16 protein-coding genes are annotated in these 21,778 nt (G+C 68.3%); 7 read left to right on the plus strand and 9 right to left on the minus strand.

Annotation, left to right across the window (positions count from 1 at the left end; translation table 11 throughout):
- Positions 1-35: 35 nt before the first annotated feature.
- From J3A72_RS08875 to J3A72_RS08885, 3 genes are all read right to left on the minus strand, one after another.
- The gene (locus tag J3A72_RS08875; protein WP_014647941.1) at positions 36-2,831 is read right to left on the minus strand and encodes a TonB-dependent receptor; all 2,796 of its coding nucleotides are present in this window, start codon (positions 2,829-2,831) and stop codon (positions 36-38) included.
- Positions 2,832-3,027: 196 nt separating this feature from the next.
- A complete protein-coding gene (locus tag J3A72_RS08880) occupies positions 3,028-3,678 on the minus strand; it encodes an energy transducer TonB (RefSeq protein WP_049406597.1) in 651 nt (216 codons plus the stop codon).
- 219 nt (positions 3,679-3,897) lie between these two features.
- Positions 3,898-4,635 carry an SIMPL domain-containing protein gene (locus J3A72_RS08885; RefSeq protein ID WP_049442355.1) on the minus strand — a complete coding sequence of 246 codons (738 nt, stop codon included), beginning with the start codon at positions 4,633-4,635 and terminating at the stop codon, positions 3,898-3,900.
- 129 nt (positions 4,636-4,764) lie between these two features.
- Between J3A72_RS08885 and J3A72_RS08890 the strand changes: the two genes are divergently transcribed.
- The 4 genes from J3A72_RS08890 to tldD are packed head-to-tail and all read left to right on the plus strand — an operon-like array spanning position 4,765 to position 12,245.
- Positions 4,765-5,373: a Maf family nucleotide pyrophosphatase gene (locus J3A72_RS08890; protein WP_032961948.1), complete on the plus strand. Its 609-nt coding sequence runs from the start codon at positions 4,765-4,767 to the stop codon at positions 5,371-5,373.
- Positions 5,366-6,853, plus strand: a complete 1,488-nt coding sequence (gene rng, locus J3A72_RS08895) for a ribonuclease G (RefSeq protein ID WP_005418079.1) — start codon at positions 5,366-5,368, stop codon at positions 6,851-6,853. The genes J3A72_RS08890 and rng overlap by 8 nt, the downstream gene beginning before the upstream one ends.
- A gap of 30 nt (positions 6,854-6,883) precedes the next feature.
- Positions 6,884-10,741, plus strand: a complete 3,858-nt coding sequence (locus J3A72_RS08900; RefSeq protein WP_075076263.1) for a YhdP family protein — start codon at positions 6,884-6,886, stop codon at positions 10,739-10,741.
- Positions 10,742-10,799: 58 nt separating this feature from the next.
- Positions 10,800-12,245: a metalloprotease TldD gene (gene tldD / locus J3A72_RS08905; protein WP_014647936.1), complete on the plus strand. Its 1,446-nt coding sequence runs from the start codon at positions 10,800-10,802 to the stop codon at positions 12,243-12,245.
- A 41-nt stretch (positions 12,246-12,286) separates the two neighbouring features.
- On the opposite strand, the gene yjgA is transcribed toward tldD, so the two are convergent.
- On the minus strand, positions 12,287-12,874 hold the full coding sequence (yjgA, locus tag J3A72_RS08910; RefSeq protein ID WP_014647935.1) for a ribosome biogenesis factor YjgA: 588 nt from the start codon (positions 12,872-12,874) through the stop codon (positions 12,287-12,289).
- Positions 12,875-12,942: 68 nt separating this feature from the next.
- On the opposite strand from yjgA, the gene pmbA reads away from it, so the two are divergent.
- Entirely contained in the window at positions 12,943-14,310 is a 1,368-nt protein-coding gene (gene pmbA, locus J3A72_RS08915; protein ID WP_075076264.1) for a metalloprotease PmbA, read from the plus strand.
- Between the two features lie 87 nt (positions 14,311-14,397).
- Positions 14,398-14,769: a DUF4870 domain-containing protein gene (locus J3A72_RS08920; RefSeq protein WP_014647933.1), complete on the plus strand. Its 372-nt coding sequence runs from the start codon at positions 14,398-14,400 to the stop codon at positions 14,767-14,769.
- A gap of 76 nt (positions 14,770-14,845) precedes the next feature.
- Here the strand turns inward: J3A72_RS08920 and J3A72_RS08925 are convergent, their stop codons facing one another.
- The 5 genes from J3A72_RS08925 to J3A72_RS08945 form a co-directional block, all read right to left on the minus strand.
- Positions 14,846-15,724: a farnesyl diphosphate synthase gene (locus J3A72_RS08925; protein ID WP_032961955.1), complete on the minus strand. Its 879-nt coding sequence runs from the start codon at positions 15,722-15,724 to the stop codon at positions 14,846-14,848.
- Complete coding sequence (locus J3A72_RS08930; RefSeq protein WP_014647931.1) at positions 15,714-15,974, minus strand: exodeoxyribonuclease VII small subunit; 261 nt, start codon at positions 15,972-15,974, stop codon at positions 15,714-15,716. Before J3A72_RS08930 ends, J3A72_RS08925 begins: the two co-directional genes overlap by 11 nt.
- Before the next feature lie 36 nt (positions 15,975-16,010).
- Entirely contained in the window at positions 16,011-17,297 is a 1,287-nt protein-coding gene (gene tilS / locus J3A72_RS08935) for a tRNA lysidine(34) synthetase TilS (protein WP_230374567.1), read from the minus strand.
- A 585-nt stretch (positions 17,298-17,882) separates the two neighbouring features.
- Positions 17,883-18,422, minus strand: a complete 540-nt coding sequence (locus J3A72_RS08940; RefSeq protein ID WP_032960809.1) for a WG repeat-containing protein — start codon at positions 18,420-18,422, stop codon at positions 17,883-17,885.
- Positions 18,419-20,125 carry an alkaline phosphatase gene (locus J3A72_RS08945; RefSeq protein ID WP_049442358.1) on the minus strand — a complete coding sequence of 569 codons (1,707 nt, stop codon included), beginning with the start codon at positions 20,123-20,125 and terminating at the stop codon, positions 18,419-18,421. Before J3A72_RS08945 ends, J3A72_RS08940 begins: the two co-directional genes overlap by 4 nt.
- Positions 20,126-20,279: 154 nt before the next feature.
- On the opposite strand from J3A72_RS08945, the gene J3A72_RS08950 reads away from it, so the two are divergent.
- Complete coding sequence (locus J3A72_RS08950) at positions 20,280-21,614, plus strand: dicarboxylate/amino acid:cation symporter (RefSeq protein ID WP_014647927.1); 1,335 nt, start codon at positions 20,280-20,282, stop codon at positions 21,612-21,614.
- Positions 21,615-21,778 lie beyond the last annotated feature (164 nt).

Consider the following 21,778-nt stretch of genomic DNA (forward strand, 5'->3'; position numbering starts at 1 on the left):
GGCCCGGGCCTTCGAAGGTGACGCTGCAACCGGTCTTACTTGAACGTGTACTTGAAGCCGACGGTGTAGTAACGGCCCAGCGCACCGGAGAAGTGCATCGGGTTGTAGTTCACCGCGCCGTAGGTGGTCGGATCGAGCGGGGCGATGCGGTCGAACACGTTGGCCACCGAGGCGTTGAGTTCGAACGAGTCGTTGATGCTCCAGCGACCGGACAGGTCCATGGTGGTGAACGAAGAGATCTTCTTCACCGGCGTACCGTCAGCGTAGAAGGCCAGGTAGCTGCCACCACGGCTGTCGATGTTGTCCATCTTGCTGATGTAGTTGACGATGCCGCTGACGCTCCACGGGCCCTGCTTCCAGGTGGTGCCGAAGTTGACCTTGTCCTTCGGCGTACCGATGCAGTTGGTGACGTCGCAGTTGCCGTGGGTACCCACGTAATCAACCGTGTCGCCGCCTTCGGTGCGCTCGAACTTCAGGATGTGGCTCCACTGCAGGTCCAGCTCCAGCTGGCCCGGGCCGATCTCGAAGGTCTGGCGGATATCGGTATCGATACCGCGCACGCGCGACGAGCTGGCATTCACGTAGCCGGTGTTGACCGCCAGGATGGTGCCGCTGTTGGCCACGCCATTGAGATTGTTGCTGTCGCGCAGCACGTTGCCGGCCAGGATCGCCGCCGCCGTGCTGCCCTGCACGATCTCGTTGGTACGCTTGATCTGCCAGGCATCGACGGTCATCGAGGTGGTCGAAGTCGGCTGCAGCACGATGCCGACCGAGTAGCTCTTGGACTCTTCCGGCTTCAGCAGCTTGTTCGGCTTGGTGATGATCGCCACCGAATTGGCGCCACATTCGCTGGCAGCGCCGCCGCTGATCTGGCAACGCACCGGGTCGACCGCAGTGGAGAAGGCGGCCAGGCCACCGTCACCGTTCTCGGCCGGGTTCGGCGCGCGGAAACCTTCGGCGTAGCTGGCGCGCAGGGCGATCCAGTCGGCCGGGGTCCACTTCACGCCCAGCTTCGGCGTAGCCTTGCCTTCGCCGCTTTCGTACTTGTCGTAACGCAGGGCGCCGGACAGTTCCAGCTGTTCCAGCACCGGTGCCGACAGTTCGACGTAGCCGGCGTAGACGTTCTGGGTGCCGTCATAGGCCGAGTAGCCCAGGCCGATGATGTCGCCCTGGTCGGTGTAGGTCTGCGGGGTCAGGCTGTTGCTGGTCTTGCGCCACTCGGTACCGATCGCCAGGCCCAGCGGACCACCCTTCAGGTCCATCAGGCTGCGCGAGACGGTGAAGTCGAACATGTCCAGGCTGGACTTGGCGCGGGCGCTGATCGTGGGCGAGATGTAGTCGTACAGCGCCTGCGAGTTCTTGCCGGCATCATCACCGATACGCCACACGCCACCGGCGCAGTTGGCATTGCCCAGTGCACACTGGACGGCGCTGTAGCGCAGGAAGCCGGTGCGCTTGTTGGTCAGGTCGGTGCCCGAGTGCAGGTAGGCGGTGTCGTAGCTCCAGTCGCCCCAGTTGCCCTTGATGCCGACCAGGAAGCGGTTGAACTCATTGGTGTTGTCGGTCACGCGCGGGCCGACATCCCAGGCCGAGTAACGCACGCGGCGCGCCGTGCCCGGGGTCGGGTTGTCGGGATGGTTCGGGCCCAGCACGGTGGCACCGGGGCCACTGTTGGCATTGACCGGGCCGCCCGGATAGCCCCAGCCGCCCGACACGCCGGACGGGGTGTTGCTGAAGATGGTTTCCTTCTTCGAGTAGCCGATCTCGGTGTAGATCTCGCCGCCTTCACCGAAGGCGAAGCTGGCGCGACCGAACACGTTGACGTACTTCTCTTCCGGAATCAGGTCGCGGTACTGCTGCGCCGGATCCCACAGGCAGCCATCGGCGGCGATGCTGGCCGGGGTCTGCCCACCGATGGTGGTCAGGCCGGCGCAACCCGGCAGCGGCACCAGATGGCCGGTGGCGTCGAGGTAGGAGCCGTTCGGGCCGGAACCGCCGGAGGTGCCACCACGGGTGTAGGCACCGCCGAGGAACTGGGCGGTCTTGTCATAGCCCCACGGGCGGGTGTCACCGGTACCGATCCACTTGCGGTTCTTGCGGTCGCTGATCTTGATCGCGTCGGTCTTGCCAACGTCCAGGCTGAAGAAGGCGTTCCAGCCATCGGTGGCCAGGTCGCCGGTACCGGCGGTCAGGGTTGCCTTCCGGGCGTCGCCATCGCTGTCACCGGACAGGCCGTAGGAGCCACGCAGGATGGCGCCCTGGAAGTCGCTGCGCAGGATGATGTTGACCACGCCGGCGATGGCATCGGAACCGTAGATCGCCGAAGCGCCGTCCTTCAGGACTTCCACGCGCTCGACGGCATCGAGCGGAATGGTGCTGAGGTCGGTGAAGACCTTCTGTCCGTCATCGGCCAGGCCATAGGTGGCCATGCGGCGGCCGTTCAACAGTACCAGCGTCGAGCCGGCGCCCAGGCCGCGCAGCGAGATGCCGGCGCCACCGCCGGCGAAACCGTTGCCGAAGGTCTTGGGAATCGAGCCGGCGCCATCGGCGGTGATGGTCTGCAGGTACTCGGCCAGCGAGGTCTTGCCGGTGCGGTCGATTTCCTGGCGGGTCACCACCTGCACCGGCGACGGTGTCTCGGTGTTGGTGCGCGGGATGTTGGAGCCGGTGACCGTGATGCGGTCGAGGTTGGTGGCCTTTTCCTGCGCGAAGGCGGAGGAGGAAGCGACGGCGCCGGCCAGCAGCAGGGCGCCGCCGGTGAGGATGTGGGTGATGGACGATGCCAGGGTGCTGCGGCGGCGGCTGGCGGGCCGTTGGATCGGGTGTTTCACAGCTTCTCTCCTAACTGGAAAACCGTAGCGTTGAGGGCTGTCGCCGGATCGATACCGGGACGCGCCAATCTAGGTTTCCTGCAGGTGACGAAGTCGTGAAATTTTGCTTAATCGGTAACGCTTGGTCCCGGCCTGTCCGCATTTCCCGGGCAGCGGCAGGGACCGGCCCGGCGCGAGGCCGGGCCGGTGGTGGGGCTCAGTCGGGCAGCGAGAACTGCACCGGTACCAGGCCGATGGCCGGAACTGCCACGCCGTCACGCTGGGCAGGCTCGAAGCGCCAGTGCCGGAGCACCTGCTGGCGGGCGGCCTGGTCCAGGTTGCGCGAGCCGCTGCTGCGCTCGACGCTGACCGCGACCGGTTGGCCATGGCTGTCCACTTCCACCCGCAACAGCACTGTTCCCTGTTCGTGGTTGCGCAGGGACTGGATGGGGTAGGTCGGCGGCGGGGCGCTGCGGTACTGCAGCTGGGCGCCGGCCAGAGGGGTGGACGTGTCGATGCTGGGCGCCAGCTGCGGCGGAGCCGGTTCGGCGGCCGGCAACGCGATGCCCTGGGTCTCCTCCACGGTCGCGGTGGGCGCGGGCAGTGGCGGCACCACCGGCTGCGTTCGCGGTTTCGGCACCACCTGGACGATCTCCTTGGGCGTGACCGGAACCGGCGGCGTTGGCGGTGGCGGGATCTTCTCGATCAGCCGGACCGGCGTCTTTTCACGCGGGACCTGCACGGCCTGGTAGGTCGCAGGGATGAGCAGCAACAGGAAGGCCAGCAGGTGCAGGGCGATCGCCGCGCTCCAGGCGGCCACCCGGGCGGGGTCGAAATGCAGGGATGCAACGGGGTACGTACGAACCATGATCCACCTCCATGCCAGTGACGAAGTCCTCAACGCACCAGGGCCCGTGGCGGGGTTGCCGCACGCGGCTGGCAGTCCATCAGTAGCGCGGCACGACGGCTACTGCCTAAAGGCAGGGGCATGATCGTTGGGCTGGCCTTCAGCCAGTGTCGGCGGAGGGCACGAAAAAGGCGGGCCCCCTGCGGGACCCGCCTGTGTCGTCGACCGCGGCGGACGCGATCAGCGGCCCAGTTCGAACACCACGTCCAGGTTGACCGAGACGGTCGATTCGCCCGGTGCGACCGGGGTGGCCTTGTCCATCGCCGCACCGGCCGCCATGGTGCGCATCATCTGCATCGGGCGGAAACCGCCGCTGCTGTTCTCGGAGATGCTGACGATGCGGCGCACCTGCAGGCCCAGCGACTTGGCATAGGTCTGGGCGCGGGCCTGGGCCTTCTTCAGCGCGGCCAGGCGGGCTTCGTCATAGACCGGTTCCGGCTGGTCGATCTCGAAGCTGGGGCCGTTGATCTGGTTGGCGCCCTGAGCGGCCAGCGCATCGAGCACCTTGCCGAGCTTGGCGATGTCACGGACCTTCAGGCTGACCGTGTTGCTGGCCTGGTAGCCGGTGATCTTCGGCGCCTCGTTGTCGGCATAGCGGTACTGCGGGTTGAGGCTGACGCCGCTGGTCTGCACGTCGCGCTCGGCGATGCCGGCGGCCTTGATCGCGGCCAGCACCTTGTCCATCTGCTGGGCGTTCTGGCGCATGGCGCTGTTGCCGTCGGCGGCCTGGGTGACCACGCCGGCCGACAGGGTGGCGACGTCCGGCACGCGGGTGGCCTCGGCGTTGGCCGAAATGTTCAGCAGGGTGCCTTCGGCCGCGGCGGCGATCGACGGCGACGACGGAGCAGCATGGGCAGTCATCGAGGTTCCAAGGGCGAGGGACAGGGCGAGCAGCAGCGGGGTGGCGGTCAGGCGCATGGGATCTCCTTGTTGTGCGGTGAGGGTGGTGTCGTAGCGATGAACGCGCTGTGAGCCTGTAAGGGGTTGTACGCGTTCCGTAACGGGTTGCCGACGATTCAGGTGACGGGCTCAGGTTATGCTGTGCCGATGCTCTATCTTGCTTCCCGCTCCCCCCGACGCAACCAGTTGCTGGCCCGACTCGGACGCCCCTTCCAGGCCCTGGACCTGGAGGTCGTCGAGCAGCGCGCCGCGACCGAGAGTGCCGAACAGTATGTGTGCCGGGTCGCCGCCGACAAGGCGCGCGCCGGGCTGGCCCGGGTGCTGGCCGAAGACCCGCAGGCGCGGGTGCTCGGCTCGGACACCGAGGTGGTGCTGGACGGTGAAGTGTTCGGCAAGCCGGCCGACGCCGCCGGCGCGCGCGCGATGCTGGCGCGCCTGGCCGGGCGCACCCACCAGGTGATGACTGCGGTGGTGGTGGTCGGCGCCGACGGGCTGGACAGCGAACTGGTCATTTCCGAAGTGACCTTCGCCCCGATCGCCGCCGCCGACATCGCCGCCTATGTTGCCACCGGCGAGCCGTTGGACAAGGCCGGGGCCTACGCCATCCAGGGCGGGGCCGAGCGCTGGATCGAACATCTTTCCGGCAGCTACTCCGGCGTCATGGGGCTGCCATTGCTGCATACCGATCGTCTGCTGGCGCGCTGTGGCGTGCCGGCCCCCACTGCCGATGCCGCCAGGGAGGCTGCCGATGTCTGAGGAAATCCTGGTCAATGTGACCCCCCGCGAAACCCGGGTCGCGGTGATCGAGAACGGCATGCTGCAGGAACTGCACATCGAGCGCGGCTGGCGCCGGGGTGTGGTCGGCAACATCTACAAGGGCAAGGTGCAGCGGGTCATGCCCGGCATGCAGGCCGCGTTCGTCGAGGTCGGCCTGGAGCGCGCCGCGTTCCTGCACGCCAACGACGTGGTGCGCCCGGCCCCGGTGGCCAGTGCCGACACCGAGAACACGACGCTGCCGCCGCCGGCCAGCGTGCCGATCGTCGAGCTGCTGCGTGACGGCCAGGACATCGTGGTGCAGGTGGTGAAGGACCCGATCGGCACCAAGGGTGCACGCCTGACCACGCAGATCAGCATTCCCTCGCGCTACATGGTGCTGCTGCCGCAGTCCAAGGTGGTGGGGGTGTCCGCGCGCATCGAGGATGAAACCGAGCGCGCCCGCCTGAAGGCGCTGGTGACCGAGTTGTCGGCGCAGCACGGCGGCTACGGCTACATCGTGCGCACCAACGCCGAAGGGCAGCCGGCCGAGGCCATCGCCGAGGACATCGCCTACCTGTCGCGCGTGTGGAACGTGGTCGAGCGCCGCGGCCGCGAAGCGCCGTCGTGCAGCATCATCTATGAAGACCTGAGCCTGCCGCTGCGGTCGGTGCGCGACCTGATCCGCAAGGACGTGGACAAGGTGAAGGTGGACTCGAAGGAGACCTTCGGCCAACTGCAGGCCTTCGTCGCCAAGTACATGCCGGTGCTGGCCGAGAAGCTGGAGCTGTACTCCGGTGACCGCCCGATCTTCGACATGTTCGGCGTGGAGGACGAGATCGGCCGCGCGCTGGACAAGCAGGTGCCGCTGAAATCCGGTGGCTACCTGGTGATCGACCAGACCGAGGCGATGACCACCATCGACGTCAACACCGGCTCGTTCCTCGGCCAGCGCAACCTGGAAGAAACGGTGTTCCGCACCAACCTGGAAGCGGCGCAGGCGGTGGCGCGGCAGCTGCGGCTGCGCAACCTGGGCGGCATCATCATCATCGACTTCATCGACATGGATGATGCGGAGCATCGTCGCCAGGTGCTGCGCACGCTGGAAAAGGCGCTGGCCCGCGACCATGCCAAGACCACGGTCTATGATTTCTCGCCGCTGGGGCTGGTGGAGATGACCCGCAAGCGTACGGTGGAAAGCCTGGAGCGCCAGCTGTCGGAGACCTGCCCGCAGTGCAGCGGCCGCGGCAGCATCAAGACCACCGAGACGGTGACCTATGAGATCTTCCGCGAGATCACCCGTGCCGTGCGCCAGTTCGATGCTGCGCGCCTGCTGGTGATCGCCTCGACCAAGGTGGTCGCGCGCATTACCGATGAGGAATCCTCGGCGGTGGCCGAGCTGGAAGAGTTCCTCGGCAAGAGCATCCGCTTCCAGGCGGACGAGCAGTACCTGCAGGAGCAATTCGATGTCGTTCTGCTCTGATCCTCGCCGGCTGCAGGCCGGCGGTGGCCGATGAGCGCGCCGCCGCGCCTGCGACTGCGAAGGATCCGCCGTCATTTCATTGCCGCCTGTGCGGTGGGCCTGGTCGGGCTTGCACTGCTGGTGGGCACGCTCAGCCAGCTGCTGCCGCTGGCCGAGCGTCATCCTGACAGGATCGCCGCCTGGCTGAGCGAGCGTGCCGGCCAGCCGGTGCGTTTCGACCAGCTGCAGACCGCCTGGACCCGTCGTGGCCCGCTGCTGCAGCTGAAAGGCCTGCGCATCGGCGCCGGGCAGGGCCTGGCGATCGGCGAGGCCGAGGTGCTGGTATCGATGTACAGCGGGCTGCTGCCCGGGCGCTCGCTGACCGAGCTGCGCCTGCGTGGCCTGGCGCTGGATCTGCAGCAGGGCGAGGACGGACGCTGGACGGTGCGCGGGCTGCCGCAATCGGACAACGGCGGCGATCCGCTGGATGCGCTGCGCCGGCTGGGCGAGCTGCAGGTGATCGGGGGGCGCCTGGGCGTGCACGCGCCGACGTTGGGCATCGACACCACGCTGCCGCGCATCGACCTGCGCATGCGGGTCAATGGCGATCGCCTGCGCGTGGGCGTACGCGCCTGGGCGCAGCCCGAAGCGCTGCCGCTGACCGCGGTGCTGGACGTGGACCGTGCGCGCGGCAACGGCGAGGCCTGGCTGGGCGCCGACCCGGTCGATTTCCACGCCTGGGCGCCCTTGCTGGCGGCTGGCGGCGTGCGCCTGCGCGAGGGCAAGGGCGAGTTGAACCTGTGGTTGACCCTGCGCGATTTCGCGCCGGTGGCGCTGACCACGGATTCGGACCTGCGCGACGTGCGTATCGATGGCGCACCGATACCCGGCATGGCGGCGCCGCAGCTGCAGCTGCAGCGACTGCAGGCCCGCCTGCGCTGGCAGCGCCAGGCCGAGGGCTGGGCGCTGCAGGTACCGCAGCTGCGGCTGAAGAATGAAGACGGCGAGCAGCGCCTCGATGGCCTGCAGCTGCAGGTCGGCAAACAGCTGCAGGTCCGTTCCGGTGAAGTGCAGGCCGGCATCGCACTGCGTGCGCTGGCCCTGAGTGATCGCCTTGAGCCGGGCCTGCGTCGCTGGCTGTTCCTGTCCAGGCCGCAGCTGGACGTGCGCGCGTTGCAGCTGTCGGGCGAACGCGATGGCCCCCTGTGGGCGCAGGGTGAACTGCAGTCGCTGGGTTTCGCCAGCGTGGGCAACTCGCCCGGCCTGCGCGGCCTGGGCGGGCGCTTTGAAGGCGACGCCGACGGCTTCAGCCTGCAGCTGCAACCGCAACGGCAGCTGCAGTTCGATTGGCCGACCGGCTTCGGCGTGCGCCATGACCTGCACCTGGCCGGACAGATCGTGGGCTGGCGCGACGAGGGCGGTGGTTGGCGGATCGGGACGCCGGCGATGCGTGTGGAGGGCACCGACTACGCGGCCGACGTGCGCGGCGGGGTCTGGTTCCAGGGCGACGGCACGCGGCCGTGGCTGCAGCTGGCCGCGAAGCTGGACGACGTGCCGATGACGGCGGCCAAGCGCTTCTGGATCCACTCCAAGATGAGCAAGGGCGCCACCGACTGGCTGGACATGGCGCTGGCTGGCGGCCAGGTGCGCAATGGCGTCGGCCTGGTCACCGGTGACCTGGACGACTGGCCGTTCGACAACAATGATGGCCGCTTCGAGGCCACCGGCCACATCACCAATGGCGACATCCGCTTCCAGCACGACTGGCCGCTGATGAGCCAGGTCGACGCCGACATCGCCTTCATCGGCCCTGGCTTCGACATGCGTGGACGGGGTGATCTTGCCGGCGTGGCGGTACAGAAATTCGAAGCGGGCATTCCGGACTTCGGGCACCAGCCGTTGTACGTACGTGCCGACGCGCCGAGCGAGGCCGGCAAGCTGCTGGCGATGCTGCGCCAGAGCCCGTTGCACAAGGATTACGGCGATACGCTGGACAATCTGGTCGCCAGTGGTCCGGCCCATGTGACCTTCGATCTGCTGCAGCCGCTGCATCAGGATGAAGGCGAGGGCCACCTGCAGGGCACGGTCGATCTGGCCGGCGTGAAGCTGGTCGACAAGCGCTTCCAGCTGACCTTTGACAACATGCACGGGCAGGCGCGCTACAGCAATGGCGGTTTCGGCGCCGAGGACCTGGCGGTGCGCCACCTCGGCCAGGAAGGACGGCTGAGCCTGCGTGCCGGCGGTTACGTGCATGACAGCACGCGCGCCTTCGAGTCGCAGCTGACCGCCCGCCTCGATGCCAGCGTGCTGATCGACCGTGCTCCCGAGATGGCCTGGCTCAAGCCTTACATCAACGGCAATTCGGCCTGGACCATCGGCGTCAACCTGCCCAAGGTGGCGCCCGGCGCACCTGCGCCGCCGAGCGAGCTGCGACTGGGTTCGGACCTGGTCGGCACCCGGCTCGACCTGCCGGCGCCGCTGGACAAGCCGGCCGCCGAGCCGCTGGCGACCACGGTGGCCGCGCAGCTGCCGATGGGCGCCGGCCGCATCGACGTAGCGTTCGGCCAGCGCCTGGCCCTGGCCGCGCGCAGCCACAACAACCAGACCGGTGTGCAGGTCACGCTGGGCAGCGACCATGTCGACCGCGAGCCGCCGGCGAGCGGACTGACGGTCAATGGCCGCAGCCCGACCCTGGATGCGCTGGAGTGGATCAGCCTGGCGCGCGGTGGAAGTGACGACGACGCGATGCCGCTGCGCGCGGTCGACGTGCAGGTCGGCCAGCTCAAGCTGATCGGCGGAGTGTTCGAGCAGACCCGGCTGCAGCTGCACCCGGGCCCGCAGGCACTGGACGTGCGCCTGGACGGGCCGTCGCTGGCCGGCCGCCTGACCGTACCCAACGCCGACGGCGGCACCATCAGCGGCCAGTTTGACCGCGTGCACTGGCAGTCACTGCCGGCGGCACCGGATGCGGCCGCCGCGCCGGCGCGGGTACAGGCCGGTGCCAATGACATGGACCCGGCCAAGCTGCCGCCGTTCGCGCTGGACATCGCCGACCTGAAGTTCGGCAAGGTGGTGCTGGGCCAGGCGGTGCTGCGCACGCGCCCGCTGGCCAACGGCCTGAACGTGGACGCGTTGCGCTTCCGCGCGCCGGACCAGGAAATCGACATCACCGGCCGCTGGCTCGGCCGTACGGGCGGCGCCCGTACCGAACTGACCGCGCAGGTGCGCAGCGAGGACCTGGGCGGGCTGATGCAGAACCTTGATTACGGCGGCCAGCTGCGCGGCGGTTCCGGCCAGGCGCAGCTGCAGGCGGCCTGGAGCGGGGGGCCGTCGGACTTCCAGCTGGGCAACCTGCAGGGCAGCCTCGACCTGCATGCGCGCAATGGCCAGCTGCTGGAGCTGGAGCCGGGCGCCGGCCGCGTGCTGGGCCTGCTCAGCGTCGCGCAGCTGCCGCGGCGGCTGATGTTCGATTTCCGCGACTTCTTCTCCAAGGGCTTCGCGTTCAACCAGATCGAGGGCAGCATGCAGTTCGGTCAGGGCATGGCGCGCACCGACAAGGTGCTGATCGAAGGCCCGGCGGCCAACATCACCATCCGTGGCCAGGCCGACCTGCGCAACCAGCAGTTCGACCAGACCATCGACGTCAACCCGCGCGCGGGCAACCTGCTGACCGTGGTCGGTGCGGTGGCCGGCGGCCCGGTGGGGGCGGCGCTGGGCGCGGCCACCAATGCGGTATTGTCCAAGCCGCTGGGCGAGATTGGCGCCCGTACCTACAAGGTGACCGGTCCATGGAAGGAGCCGAAGGTGGAAGTGATCGAGCGCAGCCGCGACAAGACCCCATCACCGCCCGTGCCGGCACCTGCACCGGCCATTCCGCCGACCGTCACTGACCTGCCGCGCTCGCGCTGAGCACGGCTTCCCGTTCACGGGGCTTGCCTGAGCGCCCCCGCACCCCCAGATCGAAACCATGACTGATATCGCCCTGACGCTTGCCCAAGACCGCCTGCTGCGCCCCGGCGGCCTGGATACCGCCGGCCTGGAGCGCACCTTCGGGCAGCTGCTCGGCCCTGGTGTCGACTTCGGCGACCTATATTTCCAGCACGCCCGCCGCGAGAGCTGGAGCGTGGAAGACGGCATCGTCAAGGACGGCGCCCATTCCATCGAGCAGGGCGTGGGCGTGCGGGCGATTTCCGGCGAGAAGACCGGCTTCGCCTACTCCGATGACATCCATGCCGATGCGCTGCTGGCGGCGGCGCAGTCGGCGCGCGCGATCTCGCGCGAGGGCGGTGCGCAGACCGGACGTTCGCTGCTGCGCGGCAATGCGCGCGCGCTGTACCCGGCGCTGGACCCGATCGACGGCATCGGCAACGAGGCCAAGGTCGAGGTGCTCAAGCGCCTGGATGGCTACCTGCGTGCCGCCGACCCGCGCGTGAAGCAGGTGATGGTGAGCCTGTCCGGCGGCGTCGATACGGTGCTGATCGCCCGCAGCGACGGCGTGCTGGCGGCCGACGTGCGCCCGCTGGTACGCCTGAACGTGCAGGTCATCGTCGAACACAACGGCCGTCGCGAGTCCGGCTACGCCGGTGGTGGTGGCCGTTATGGCTACGAAGCGCTGTTCGCCAGCGGCCGCCCCGAAGCCCTGGCCCAGGAAGCGCTGCGCCAGGCGCTGGTGAACCTGGACGCGGTGCCGGCGCCGGCCGGCATGATGCCGGTGGTGCTCGGCCCGGGTTGGCCGGGCGTGTTGCTGCACGAAGCGGTCGGCCACGGCCTGGAAGGCGACTTCAACCGCAAGGGCACCAGCGTCTACGCCGGCCGCATCGGCGAGCGCGTCGCCGCACCGGGGGTGACCATCGTCGACGACGGCACCCTCGACGGTCGCCGCGGTTCGTTGAACATCGACGACGAAGGCCACCCGAGCCAGTGCACCCCGCTGATCGAGGACGGCATCCTGGTCGGCTACATGCAGGACAGCCTCAACGCGCGGCTGATGGGCATGGCCCCGACCGGCAACGGGCGCCGCGAATCGTTCGCGCACCTGACCATGCCACGCATGACCAACACCTACATGCGCGCCGGCGAGCACGACCCGCAGGAGATGATCCGTTCGGTGAAGAAGGGCCTGTACGCGGTCAACTTCGGCGGTGGCCAGGTCGACATCACCAGCGGCAAGTACGTGTTCTCGGCCACCGAGGCCTACCTGATCGAGGATGGCCGCATCACCACCCCGGTGAAGGGCGCGACCCTGATCGGCAACGGCCCGGAGACCATGCAGAAGGTGCGCATGGTCGGCAACGATCTGGCCCTGGACGAGGGCGTGGGCATCTGCGGCAAGGACGGGCAGAGTGTGCCCGTGGGTGTCGGCCAGCCCTCGCTGTTGATCGAGGGCATCACCGTCGGCGGTACGCAGGCCTGAGCGTGGCGATGGCCGCGGCCACCGCCCGGGCCGGCGCGGACTCAGTCCTCGTCGGCCTCGTCGACCGGATCGCCGGCGTGTTCGTCGCCCGCCGTCTTCAAGCCCAGCGCCGCTGGCAGCATCAGCGTACGCAGCACCTGGAAGATCTCGCGGTAGGCGCGCGGCGGCTTGTTCTTCGCCTTTTCGGCCTGCGCGTTGCGTACCAGGGTGCGCAGCTGCTGGCGGTCGGCCTGCGGGTAGTCGTCAAGCAGGGCGGCCAGCGCCTTGTCACCGTCGGCCAACAGGCGGTCGCGCCAGTCTTCCACGCGGTGCATCATCGCCACTTCGCGGCGGCCAGTCTCGCTGTTGGCGTCCAGCGCATCGCGGATCGCGTCCAGCGTTGCCTCGTCCTCGCGGCGCATGTGCTTGGCCAGGAACGCCAGCTGGCGCTTGTGGGCGATGTGGGCGGTGATGCGCTTGCACTCGGCGATATGCGGCAGCAGGTCTTCCGGGATCGGCAGGCGCGCCAGCTGGGCCGGGGTCAACGACACCAGCTTCTCGCCCAGGGCCAGGACGTCGAGCGCGTCGCGCCGGTTCTGGCTGCGGCTCTTGTCGTGGAATTCACCGGTTTCTTCGTCGCGTCCGCGCATCGTCCCTACCTGATCTCAAAAAAAGTCGCCCGGCGTGATGCCGGGCCCAACCTGTACAGGATAAAGCATTGAACGTGATCGCCCCTGAAGTGGCCGTCGGCGACGACAGCCCGGCCCGGCTGGAACGGCTGGCCGACCTCTCCCAGCAGCTGCTCGACCGCGCCCGCGCGCTGGGCGCCAGCCAGGCCGAGGTCAGTTGCAGCGAGGACCGCGGACTGGAGGTCAATGTCCGCCTCGGCGAGGTCGAGACCGTGCAGTCCACGCGTGACCGCGGCATCGCCGTGACCGTCTATTTCGGCCAGCGCAAGGGCAGTGCCAGCACCGGTGACCTGAACGAGGCCAGCCTGGCCGCTACGGTCGAGCAGGCCTGCGCGATTGCCCGGCATACCGAGGATGACCCGGCTGCCGGCCTGGCCGAGGCCGCACTGATGGCCACCGACTTCCCGGAGCTGGACGGTTGGCACCCGTGGGCGCTGCAGGCCGATGAGGCGGTGGACCTGGCCCTGGCCTGCGAGGCGGCCGGTCGCGAGGCCGACGCGCAGATCCGCAATTCCGACGGCGCATCGGTGTCGAGCATGCAGAGCCTGTCGGTGTATGCCAATTCGCATGGTTTCTTTGGTCGTGAGCGCGGCACCCACCATTCGGTCGGCTGCGCGCTGATCGCCGGGCAGGGCGATGGCATGCAGCGCGATGGCTGGTACACCAGCGCGCTTGCCCGGGAGGACCTGGAAGACGTGGGCCTGATCGGCCGTCGTGCCGCCGAGCGCACCGTGGCCCGCCTGCAGCCGCGTTCACTGGCTACTGGCAGCATGCCGGTGCTGTTCGCCCCGGAAGTGGCGCGCAGCCTGGTCGGCCACCTGCTGTCGGCGGTGTCCGGCGGCGCCTTGTACCGCCAGGCCAGCTTCCTGCTGGACAGCGTCGGCCAACGCCTGTTCCCGGAGTGGATGCAGATCGACGAGCTGCCGCACCTGCGCCGTGGCCTGCGCTCGGCCGCCTTCGACGGCGACGGCGTGGCCACCCGTAGTTCGGCGCTGGTCCGAGACGGCGTACTGCAGCGCTACGTGCTGGGCAGCTATTCGGCGCGCAAGCTGGGCCTGCAGACCACCGCCAATGCTGGCGGCGTGCACAACCTGCAGCTGGCGGCCAATGCCGGCCCGCTGGAAGAGATCGCCCGGCAGATGGGTGACGGCCTGCTGGTGACCGAGCTGATGGGGCAGGGCGTGAACGGGGTGACCGGCGATTACTCACGAGGCGCGGGCGGCTTCCGTGTCGAGAACGGCGAGATCCAGTACCCGGTGGACGGCGTCACCATCGCCGGCAACCTGCGCGAGATGTTCAGCAGCATCGAGGCGGTCGGCAGCGACGTCGACCCGCGCTCGCACATCCGGACCGGTTCGATCCTGCTGGGGCGGATGACCGTCGCCGGTAATGATTGATGGCATTGATGACGTAAGCTATGCGCGCCTGACGCAACCAGCTTGGTGCTGGTGGGTCAAGACCACCCAATGAAAAGGAGTTTTGTCGTGAGCGAATTCGATAACGTCCCGCCGCCGCCGGCAACCACCGATGCCCCGGCCGACCAGCGCACCATGGCGCTGGCTGCGCACCTGCTGGGCATCTTCACCTGGTTCATCGGCGCCCTGATCATCTGGCTGATCAACAAGGATGACGCCAGCAAGGCCTTCGTGACCGACCAGGCCAAGGAAGCGCTGAACTTCCAGATCACCGTGACCATCGCCATGGTCATCAGCATCATCCTGATGGTGGTGATCATCGGCGGCATCCTGGCGCCGATCGTGGGCATCATCAACCTGGTGTTCTGCATCATTGCCGCAGTCAAAGCCAACAACGGCGAAGCCTATCGCTACCCGTTCACCCTGCGCCTGATCAAGTAATACCGGCCGCATGCGCAAGCAGGAACGCCCGGCATTGCCGGGCGTTCCTGTTTGAGGGCAGCGTCACCGGCGGCGATCAGTGATCGCGTTCCACCGCCAGCGTTGCCAGCGCGCGCAGCGCATCGGCCTCTTCGCCATGGCCGGCCAACGTGGCCTGCATGCGTGCGGCCAGTTCGCGCAGCTGCGCCTTCGCGCCGTCCATGCCGAGCAGCGCGGGGAAGGTGCTCTTGTCCTGCGCCTGGTCCTTGCCGGCGGTCTTGCCCAGCTGTTCGGAACTGGCTTCGACATCGAGGATGTCATCGCGGACCTGGAAGGCCAGGCCGAGTGCATCGGCGAAACTGTCGAGCTGGGCCAGCTGCGGCTCGTGGGCCTGGCCGCACAGCGCCCCCATGCGCACCGCTGCACGGATCAGCGCGCCGGTCTTCAGCGCATGCATGCGGGTCAGTGCCGCCAGGGTCTGCTGCTGGCCGGTGGCATCGATGTCCAGCGCCTGGCCACCGCACATGCCGGAGGCGCCGGACGCGTGAGCGAGGGTCTGCAGGCAGGCCACGCGCAGCGTGGCCGGCAGCGGCGCATCGGCCAGCAGGCCGAAGGCACGCGTCTGCAGGGCGTCGCCGGCCAGGATCGCGGTGGCTTCGTCGAAGGCGATGTGGGTGGTCGGCTTGCCGCGGCGCAGGGCGTCGTCGTCCATCGCCGGCAGGTCGTCATGCACCAGCGAATAGGCGTGGATCAGCTCGACAGCCATCGCCGCCGCGTCCAGCTGTTCCGGCTGCGCGCCGAACAGGTGGCCACTGGCATACACCAGCAGCGGGCGCATGCGTTTGCCACCGCCCAGCACCGAATAGCGCATGGCCTGGTGCAGGCGCTGCGGTGCTTCGGCGGGCGAGGGCAGGGCGGCATCGAGCTGGCTTTCGATACGGTCGCGCCAGCGCGCGAACAGGGCTTCAGCCGTCATGGTTGGGCGGATCGAAAGGCTCGGCCGTTTCCGGCTGGGCCGGATCGCTGAGCAGGCGCACGCGCAATTCGGCCTGCTCCAGCGCCTGCTGGCACTGACGGTACAGACCTACACCGCGTTCGTAAGCACTGAGCGACGCTTCCAGGCTCAGCTCGCCGGTTTCCATCTGCTCCACCAACTGTTCCAGCGATTCGAGCGACTGCTCGAACTGGGCGACCGGGGAGGCGTTTTCGGGGGACTTCTTGGCCATGCGGCAAGTGTGGACGGGCTGCGCGCGGGGGTCAATTCACCAGCCGCCGGGACGCCACTGCAGCTGCGCGTCGTGGGCCTGCAACCAGGCCTGCAGGGGAGCTGCGATGACCACGTCGGCGGCGGCAAGCAGCTGCGCTCCATCGAAGACCAGCGGCAGCTGGGCGCGTCGCCAGGGGGCAAGGTGTTCGCGTTGCAGGCAGTCCTTCAGCGCATGCGAATGCTGGCGACCGGGCAGCAGGATGCGTTCGCCGCCCACACGCGCACGGACCTGGAGCGGCCGTTCGAAGGCCTCGGCGCCGTGCAGGTGCAGCTGACCGCCATCGGGCAGCGCCAATGGCGCGCGTCCATCCCATCCGGCCTGCCAATCATGAGGAAGCGCCGGCAGTTGCGCGGGCAGGAGATAGGCATGATCGCGCCATTGCTGGATGGCATGATCGTGCCAGCGCACCCGCGCCTGGCGATCGTTGCTGGCTGGTAGCAGCTCGTCCAGCGCCTGCTGCAGCACCGTGGCCGGCAGTGGGGCGGCCCCATGGCCGATCACCCAGGCACGCAGCACGCGCGCGGCGCGGCCCGGTGACACCTGGCGCAGCAGCTGCAGCGACAGCACACGCGGTGCCACCTCCAGATGCACGATCAGCTCGGCGTCCTCCTCGTCCAGCAGTTCTCGGGTCTGCCGGCAATGCAGGGCGCTGCCCGCCAATGCCGCGGCGGCGTGCGGCCAGCGCTGGCGCAGCAACGGCAGCACCTGCAGGCGCAGGAAATTGCGATCGGCGTGGTCGTCGGCGTTGCTGGGGTCTTCAACCCAGCGCAGCGCGTGCTGGTGCGCGTAATCGAGCAGCGCACGGCGCGGCACCGCCAGCAGCGGTCGCCACACACGGTGTTCGCCTACGCGGCTGTCTGCGGACATCGCGGCAAGACCATCGACGCCGGAGCCACGCAGGGCACGCAGCAGGAAGGTCTCGGCCTGGTCGTCCAGGTGCTGCGCCAGCGCCAGTGTTTCGCCGTCGCGCAGTTCGGTGGCGAACGCGGCGCGGCGCGCCTGCCGTGCTGCGCCTTCCAGGCCCAGGCCCGATGTGGGGTCGATCTGCACGCGATGCACGGCCAGTTCGATGCCCAGCGCTGCGCATTGCTGCTGGCAATGCCGCACCCAGTCGTCCGCATCGGGGTGCAGGCCATGGTGCACGTGCACCGCGCGCTGCGCCGTGCCGGAGGCCTTGGCGCAGCGCCACAGCCAGTGCAGCAGCACGGTCGAGTCGACACCGCCGCTGTAGCCCACCAGCAGTGGCGCATCCAGCGGAACGAGGGCAGGGAAGGCAGTCACGGCGGCAAGTATAGGGTTGCTCGGCAGGGCTGCGCCCTGCACCCGGGTACGATCCAGAGCAACGGCAACGGCAACGGCAACGGCAACGGCAACAGCAACAGCAACAGCAACAGCAACAGCAACAGCAACAGCAGAAGCTGGTTTCCTGAGGGAAGGCGGGGTGGGGCCGGTTGCGGGAGACGCCGTAAACCCCCAGGCCGGCCCAGCCGCTGGCGGCTGTGCGTTCGGGCGCTTGCGAAGCAGTGCTTCGCAAGCAAAGCGCCCTCACCCATGGGGGCTTGGCCGCGGCATCCATGCCGCGGACACTCCCGCAACCGGACCCATCCCGCCTTTGACAGTGTCCTGCGAACTGTCGGAATGGCTCTTGGGGTCAGATCCGTTTTCCTGCGGAAAACGGATCTGACCCCGTATTCAATTCGATATCTGAGAGAAAAATCGTGTCGACCAAGCTCGACACCTACCAGGAGCAACAGCAACCGCCGTGGTTGCCGGCCGCCCCGCCATCCCACGGAATGCACGCTGTTGCTGTTGCTTCGGCCGTTGCCGTTGCATCGGCAGGTGCAGGGCGCAGCCCTGCCGAAAAACCTACTTCACCCGACGGCCCGCGCGGTCGATGCGGAACCACTCCCCGCCTTCCATCGGCGTGTGGCCATCGGCATCCGGCGTGCCGCGCCGACAGCCGTTGCAGACCTCGGCCACGCCATCCTGGAACGGCCACCCGAAATCGTAGGTGCCGGGCACCACCTGGCGGAACGTCAGGTCGAAGTAGCCGACACGGTTGCCGACGCGGCCGCGCAGCAGGCCTTCCTGCGGTGTTTCCGGGCCGTTGTCCCAGGTCAGCACAGGCAGGCTGCGGCCCTTGCGGTCGACGTAGTGGAAGCCCTGGTCGGCATACACCACGGCCAGGCCGTGGTCGTCGTAGTTCAGGTCCTTCAGCGCATCGGCGCTGATCTTCGGCCGGTGATCGACCACCTCGCAGTTGGGCAGCGGCCACAACCCGTGTTCGTCGGTCAGCAGCTTGCAGGCCGGCGCCTGCGCCAGCGCGCTGGAACCGGCCAGTACGCCGAGCAGGACCAGCGACCGCGCGAAGCGGCCGCGGTCGAGGCGGGCCTGCCGCACGATCACTTGGCCTCGGCCTTGCGCTCGAAGGCCGTCGGTGCCGGCAGCTGCACCGGCACGCCCTTGTCATCGCAGGTGCCGGCCTGGCACAGGCGCTCGCGCAGGGCCGGGGTGGCCTGCACGATCATGTGATAGATCGCGTTCTGTTCCAGCGTGCCGCGGATCGCCTTGCTGCCCGGGCCACGCGCCCAGATGCCGACATCCTCACCACCGTGCGATTCGGACTTCATCGGCACCAGTGCTTCCTGCATGTAGTCCGGATGCTCGGTGTCGACCTCGCGCAGGTTCGGGCGGCCGTTGGCCGGTTCGAAGCTGCTCGGGTTGTGCGGGTAACGCTTCGGGCCGGCCGGCTGCTGGTTGCTGCTGCCGGTATGGCCCGGGCCGTTGGCATAGCTCAGCGTGGTGTACGGCTGGCCGGTGCCGTCCAGCGCGTAGTCCAGCTTGCCGGCACCATCTTCGCCGCCCTTGTCCTTCACCTTGCCCAGGATCGGATTGCCACGTGCCGGGTAGCCGACGAAGTTCAGCGTATGCGAGTGGTCGGCGGTGACGATGATCAGGGTGTCGTCGGCCGAGGTCAGTTCGTTGGCCACGCGCACCGCGTCGGACAGCGCCACGGTCTCGGTCAGTGCACGGTAGGCGTTGCCGCTGTGGTTGGCGTGGTCGATGCGCGCGCCTTCGATCATCAGCACGTAGCCTTCCTGGTGCCTGGCCAGATTCCTGATCGCTGCAGCCGTCAGTTCGGCCAGGCTCGGCTCACCGCCCGGATCCTGCGGGCGCTCGTATTCGTAGCGCATGTGGTCCGGTTCGAACAGGCCGAGGATGGCCGGCGCATTGGCGGCCGCCGCCAGCTGCTTGCTGTTCCACACGTAGGCACCCTGCGGGTGCGCCTGCTGCCATTCCTGCACCAGGCTGCGGCCATCCAGGCGCTGGCCGACCTTGTCGTCGTATTCCGGATCGCGCTCTTCCACGGTGGTGAATTCACCGCGACCGCCGCCGAGAGCGACCAGCGGGCCGCGCCCATAACGCGAGGTCGACAGCAGCTGCTGTGCGATGTCCTTGCAGCCTGCAGCCTTGGCCGCTTCAGTCAGGTCGGTGTCGTTTTCCCAGTTGCGCTCGGGCGAGTGCGCATAGGTGGCAGCAGGGGTGGCATGGGTCAGGCGCGCGGTGGACACCACGCCAGTGGCCAGGCCGGCGCTGTCGGCCAGCTGCAGCCAGGTCAGCAGGCCTTTGGACAGGCTGTCGGCGCAGTCGGTGCGGCTGCCGGCGCTGACACCGATCGCGCCCATGTGGGTCTTCACGCCGGTGGTGATGGCGGTCATGGTGCCGGCCGAATCCGGCGTCTGCGAATCGGTGTTGTAGGTCTTGCTGAACGCCGTGGCCGGGAAGCGCTCCCAGGACAGCAGGTTTTCCTCGCCCGAGCCACCCTTCTGCTGGCCTTCGTAGATGCGCGAGGCGGCCACGGTGGTCAGGCTCATGCCGTCGCCGAGGAACAGGATGACGTTCTTCGCCTTGCCGGACATCGCGCCGTTGGCGGCGGCCTGGGCGGCGCCACTGCGGTACCACCATTGCGGGGTCTCGCCGGCCGGATGGGCGACCGGGTCGACGGCGACCTTCAGGCCGGCCGGGGCAGAGGCGGGGGGGGTGCTGGCGCAGGCGCCCAGCAGCAGGGTGGTGGCGCAGGCGGCCAACAGGGAGACGGAACGGCGCATGGACGCTGGGATCTCACAAACTGTAACGGGACGTTCATTATGCCCGCCCCTGCAAGGCACGCCGATGACACACTGATTTGCCGGCCGGGCGGTCGTTCTGCGGGCCGCCTTGGGCTATCGTGCCAGCATCCCTTCCTTCCCCTCTGGATTGCCTATGAAGCTGGTCTCTGCCTGGCTGCGGATTCCATTCTGGCAGCGCGTGGTCGGTGGCTTCGTGCTCGGCGCGCTGGCCGGCTGGGCGCTTGGCCCGGCCGCGGAAACGTGGTTCGGCCCGCTCGGTGAGCTGTACGTCACCCTGATCAAGATGATCGCCGTGCCGCTGGTGTTCTTCGCGGTCATCAACGCGATCTCGTCGCTGCACGGGCAGAAGTCGGTCGCCGCGCTCAGTGGCCGCACCTTCCTGTGGTTCGTGATCACCGCGGCGCTGGCGGTATGCGTTGGGCTGGGCGTGGGGACCGTGCTGCAGCCGGGTGCCGGCGGGCTGCAGCTGACAATGGCCAGCAACTACGTGCCGCGCGAAGTGCCCAGTGTGGTGCAGGTGCTGCTGGACGTGGTGCCGGCCAATGTCTTCTACGCGCTGTCCGGCATCGGTACCAAGGTCAATGCGGCCGGTGAGACCGTGCTGGCGGCCGGTCGCGGCTCGATCCTGCCGGTGATCTTCTTCGCAGGCCTGGTGGGCTTTGCCATCGTCAAGCTGGGCGAGAAGGTGACCGAGGCGCGCAAGCTGGTCGGCCAGATGAGCGACATCATGATCCAGGTGACCCGCTTCGTGCTGGAAGTCACCCCGATCGGTACCTTCGGCCTGATCGCCGGCCTGGTCGGCAGTTATGGCTTCGAAAAGCTGCTGCCGCTGGGCCATTTCGTGCTGGCCCTGTACGTGGCCTGCGCCCTGCACATCGTGGTGGTCTACAGCGCGCTGCTGCTGGCGCACGGCCTGAACCCGCTGAAGTTCTTCCGCGGCGCGGCGCCGGGCATGCAGGTGGCCTTCGTCAGCTCGTCCAGCTTCGCCGCGATGCCGGTGGCGCTGCGTTCGATCACCCACAACCTGGGCGTGAACAAGGACTACGGTTCATTCGCGGTGCCGCTGGGCGCCAGCATCAAGATGGATGGCTGCGGCGCGATCTATCCGGCGCTGTGCGCGGTGTTCATCGCGCAGTACAGCGGTGTGCCGCTGACCCCGGAGCAGTACGTGGTGGTGCTGATCGCCTCGGTGCTGGGCAGCTTCGGTACGGCCGGCGTGCCGGGTACCGCGGTGATCATGGCCACGGTGGTGCTGAGCGCAGCCAACCTGCCGCTGGAGACCATCGGCTATCTGTATGCCATCGACCGCATCCTCGACATGATGCGCACGATGACGAATGTGACCGGCCAGATGCTGGTGCCGGTGATCGTGGCCAAGGAAACCGGGCTGCTGGACCAGGCGGTGTATGACAATCCGTCCAGCAATGTGGGCGTGGACGATCCTGACCCGACACCGCCACGCAGCTGAGGTTGCGTGGAGATGAAAGGCCCGCCCTGACCGGCGGGCCTTTCGTTTGGGAGATGGCTGACGCGCTGCCGACCGCGGTAGATCCACGCCATGCGTGGATGGAGGCGGTGCCGACCAAGGTCGGCAGCTACCCACCATTACGCGGGCCCAACAAAAAAGCCGCT

This window comes from Stenotrophomonas sp. PvP093 (genome assembly GCF_017876915.1).
Lineage (GTDB): Bacteria > Pseudomonadota > Gammaproteobacteria > Xanthomonadales > Xanthomonadaceae > Stenotrophomonas > Stenotrophomonas muris.

Excerpts from the sequence above, each read along its gene's own strand:
- J3A72_RS08880 (WP_049406597.1), bottom strand. The coding sequence starts at position 3,678 with ATGGTTCGTACGTACCCCGTTGCATCCCTGCATTTCGACCCCGCCCGG.
- J3A72_RS08885 (WP_049442355.1), bottom strand. The coding sequence starts at position 4,635 with ATGCGCCTGACCGCCACCCCGCTGCTGCTCGCCCTGTCCCTCGCCCTT.
- J3A72_RS08890 (WP_032961948.1), top strand. The coding sequence starts at position 4,765 with ATGCTCTATCTTGCTTCCCGCTCCCCCCGACGCAACCAGTTGCTGGCC.
- rng (WP_005418079.1), top strand. The coding sequence starts at position 5,366 with ATGTCTGAGGAAATCCTGGTCAATGTGACCCCCCGCGAAACCCGGGTC.
- J3A72_RS08900 (WP_075076263.1), top strand. The coding sequence starts at position 6,884 with ATGAGCGCGCCGCCGCGCCTGCGACTGCGAAGGATCCGCCGTCATTTC.
- tldD (WP_014647936.1), top strand. The coding sequence starts at position 10,800 with ATGACTGATATCGCCCTGACGCTTGCCCAAGACCGCCTGCTGCGCCCC.
- yjgA (WP_014647935.1), bottom strand. The coding sequence starts at position 12,874 with ATGCGCGGACGCGACGAAGAAACCGGTGAATTCCACGACAAGAGCCGC.
- J3A72_RS08925 (WP_032961955.1), bottom strand. The coding sequence starts at position 15,724 with ATGACGGCTGAAGCCCTGTTCGCGCGCTGGCGCGACCGTATCGAAAGC.
- J3A72_RS08930 (WP_014647931.1), bottom strand. The coding sequence starts at position 15,974 with ATGGCCAAGAAGTCCCCCGAAAACGCCTCCCCGGTCGCCCAGTTCGAG.
- J3A72_RS08945 (WP_049442358.1), bottom strand. The coding sequence starts at position 20,125 with ATGCGCCGTTCCGTCTCCCTGTTGGCCGCCTGCGCCACCACCCTGCTG.
- J3A72_RS08950 (WP_014647927.1), top strand. The coding sequence starts at position 20,280 with ATGAAGCTGGTCTCTGCCTGGCTGCGGATTCCATTCTGGCAGCGCGTG.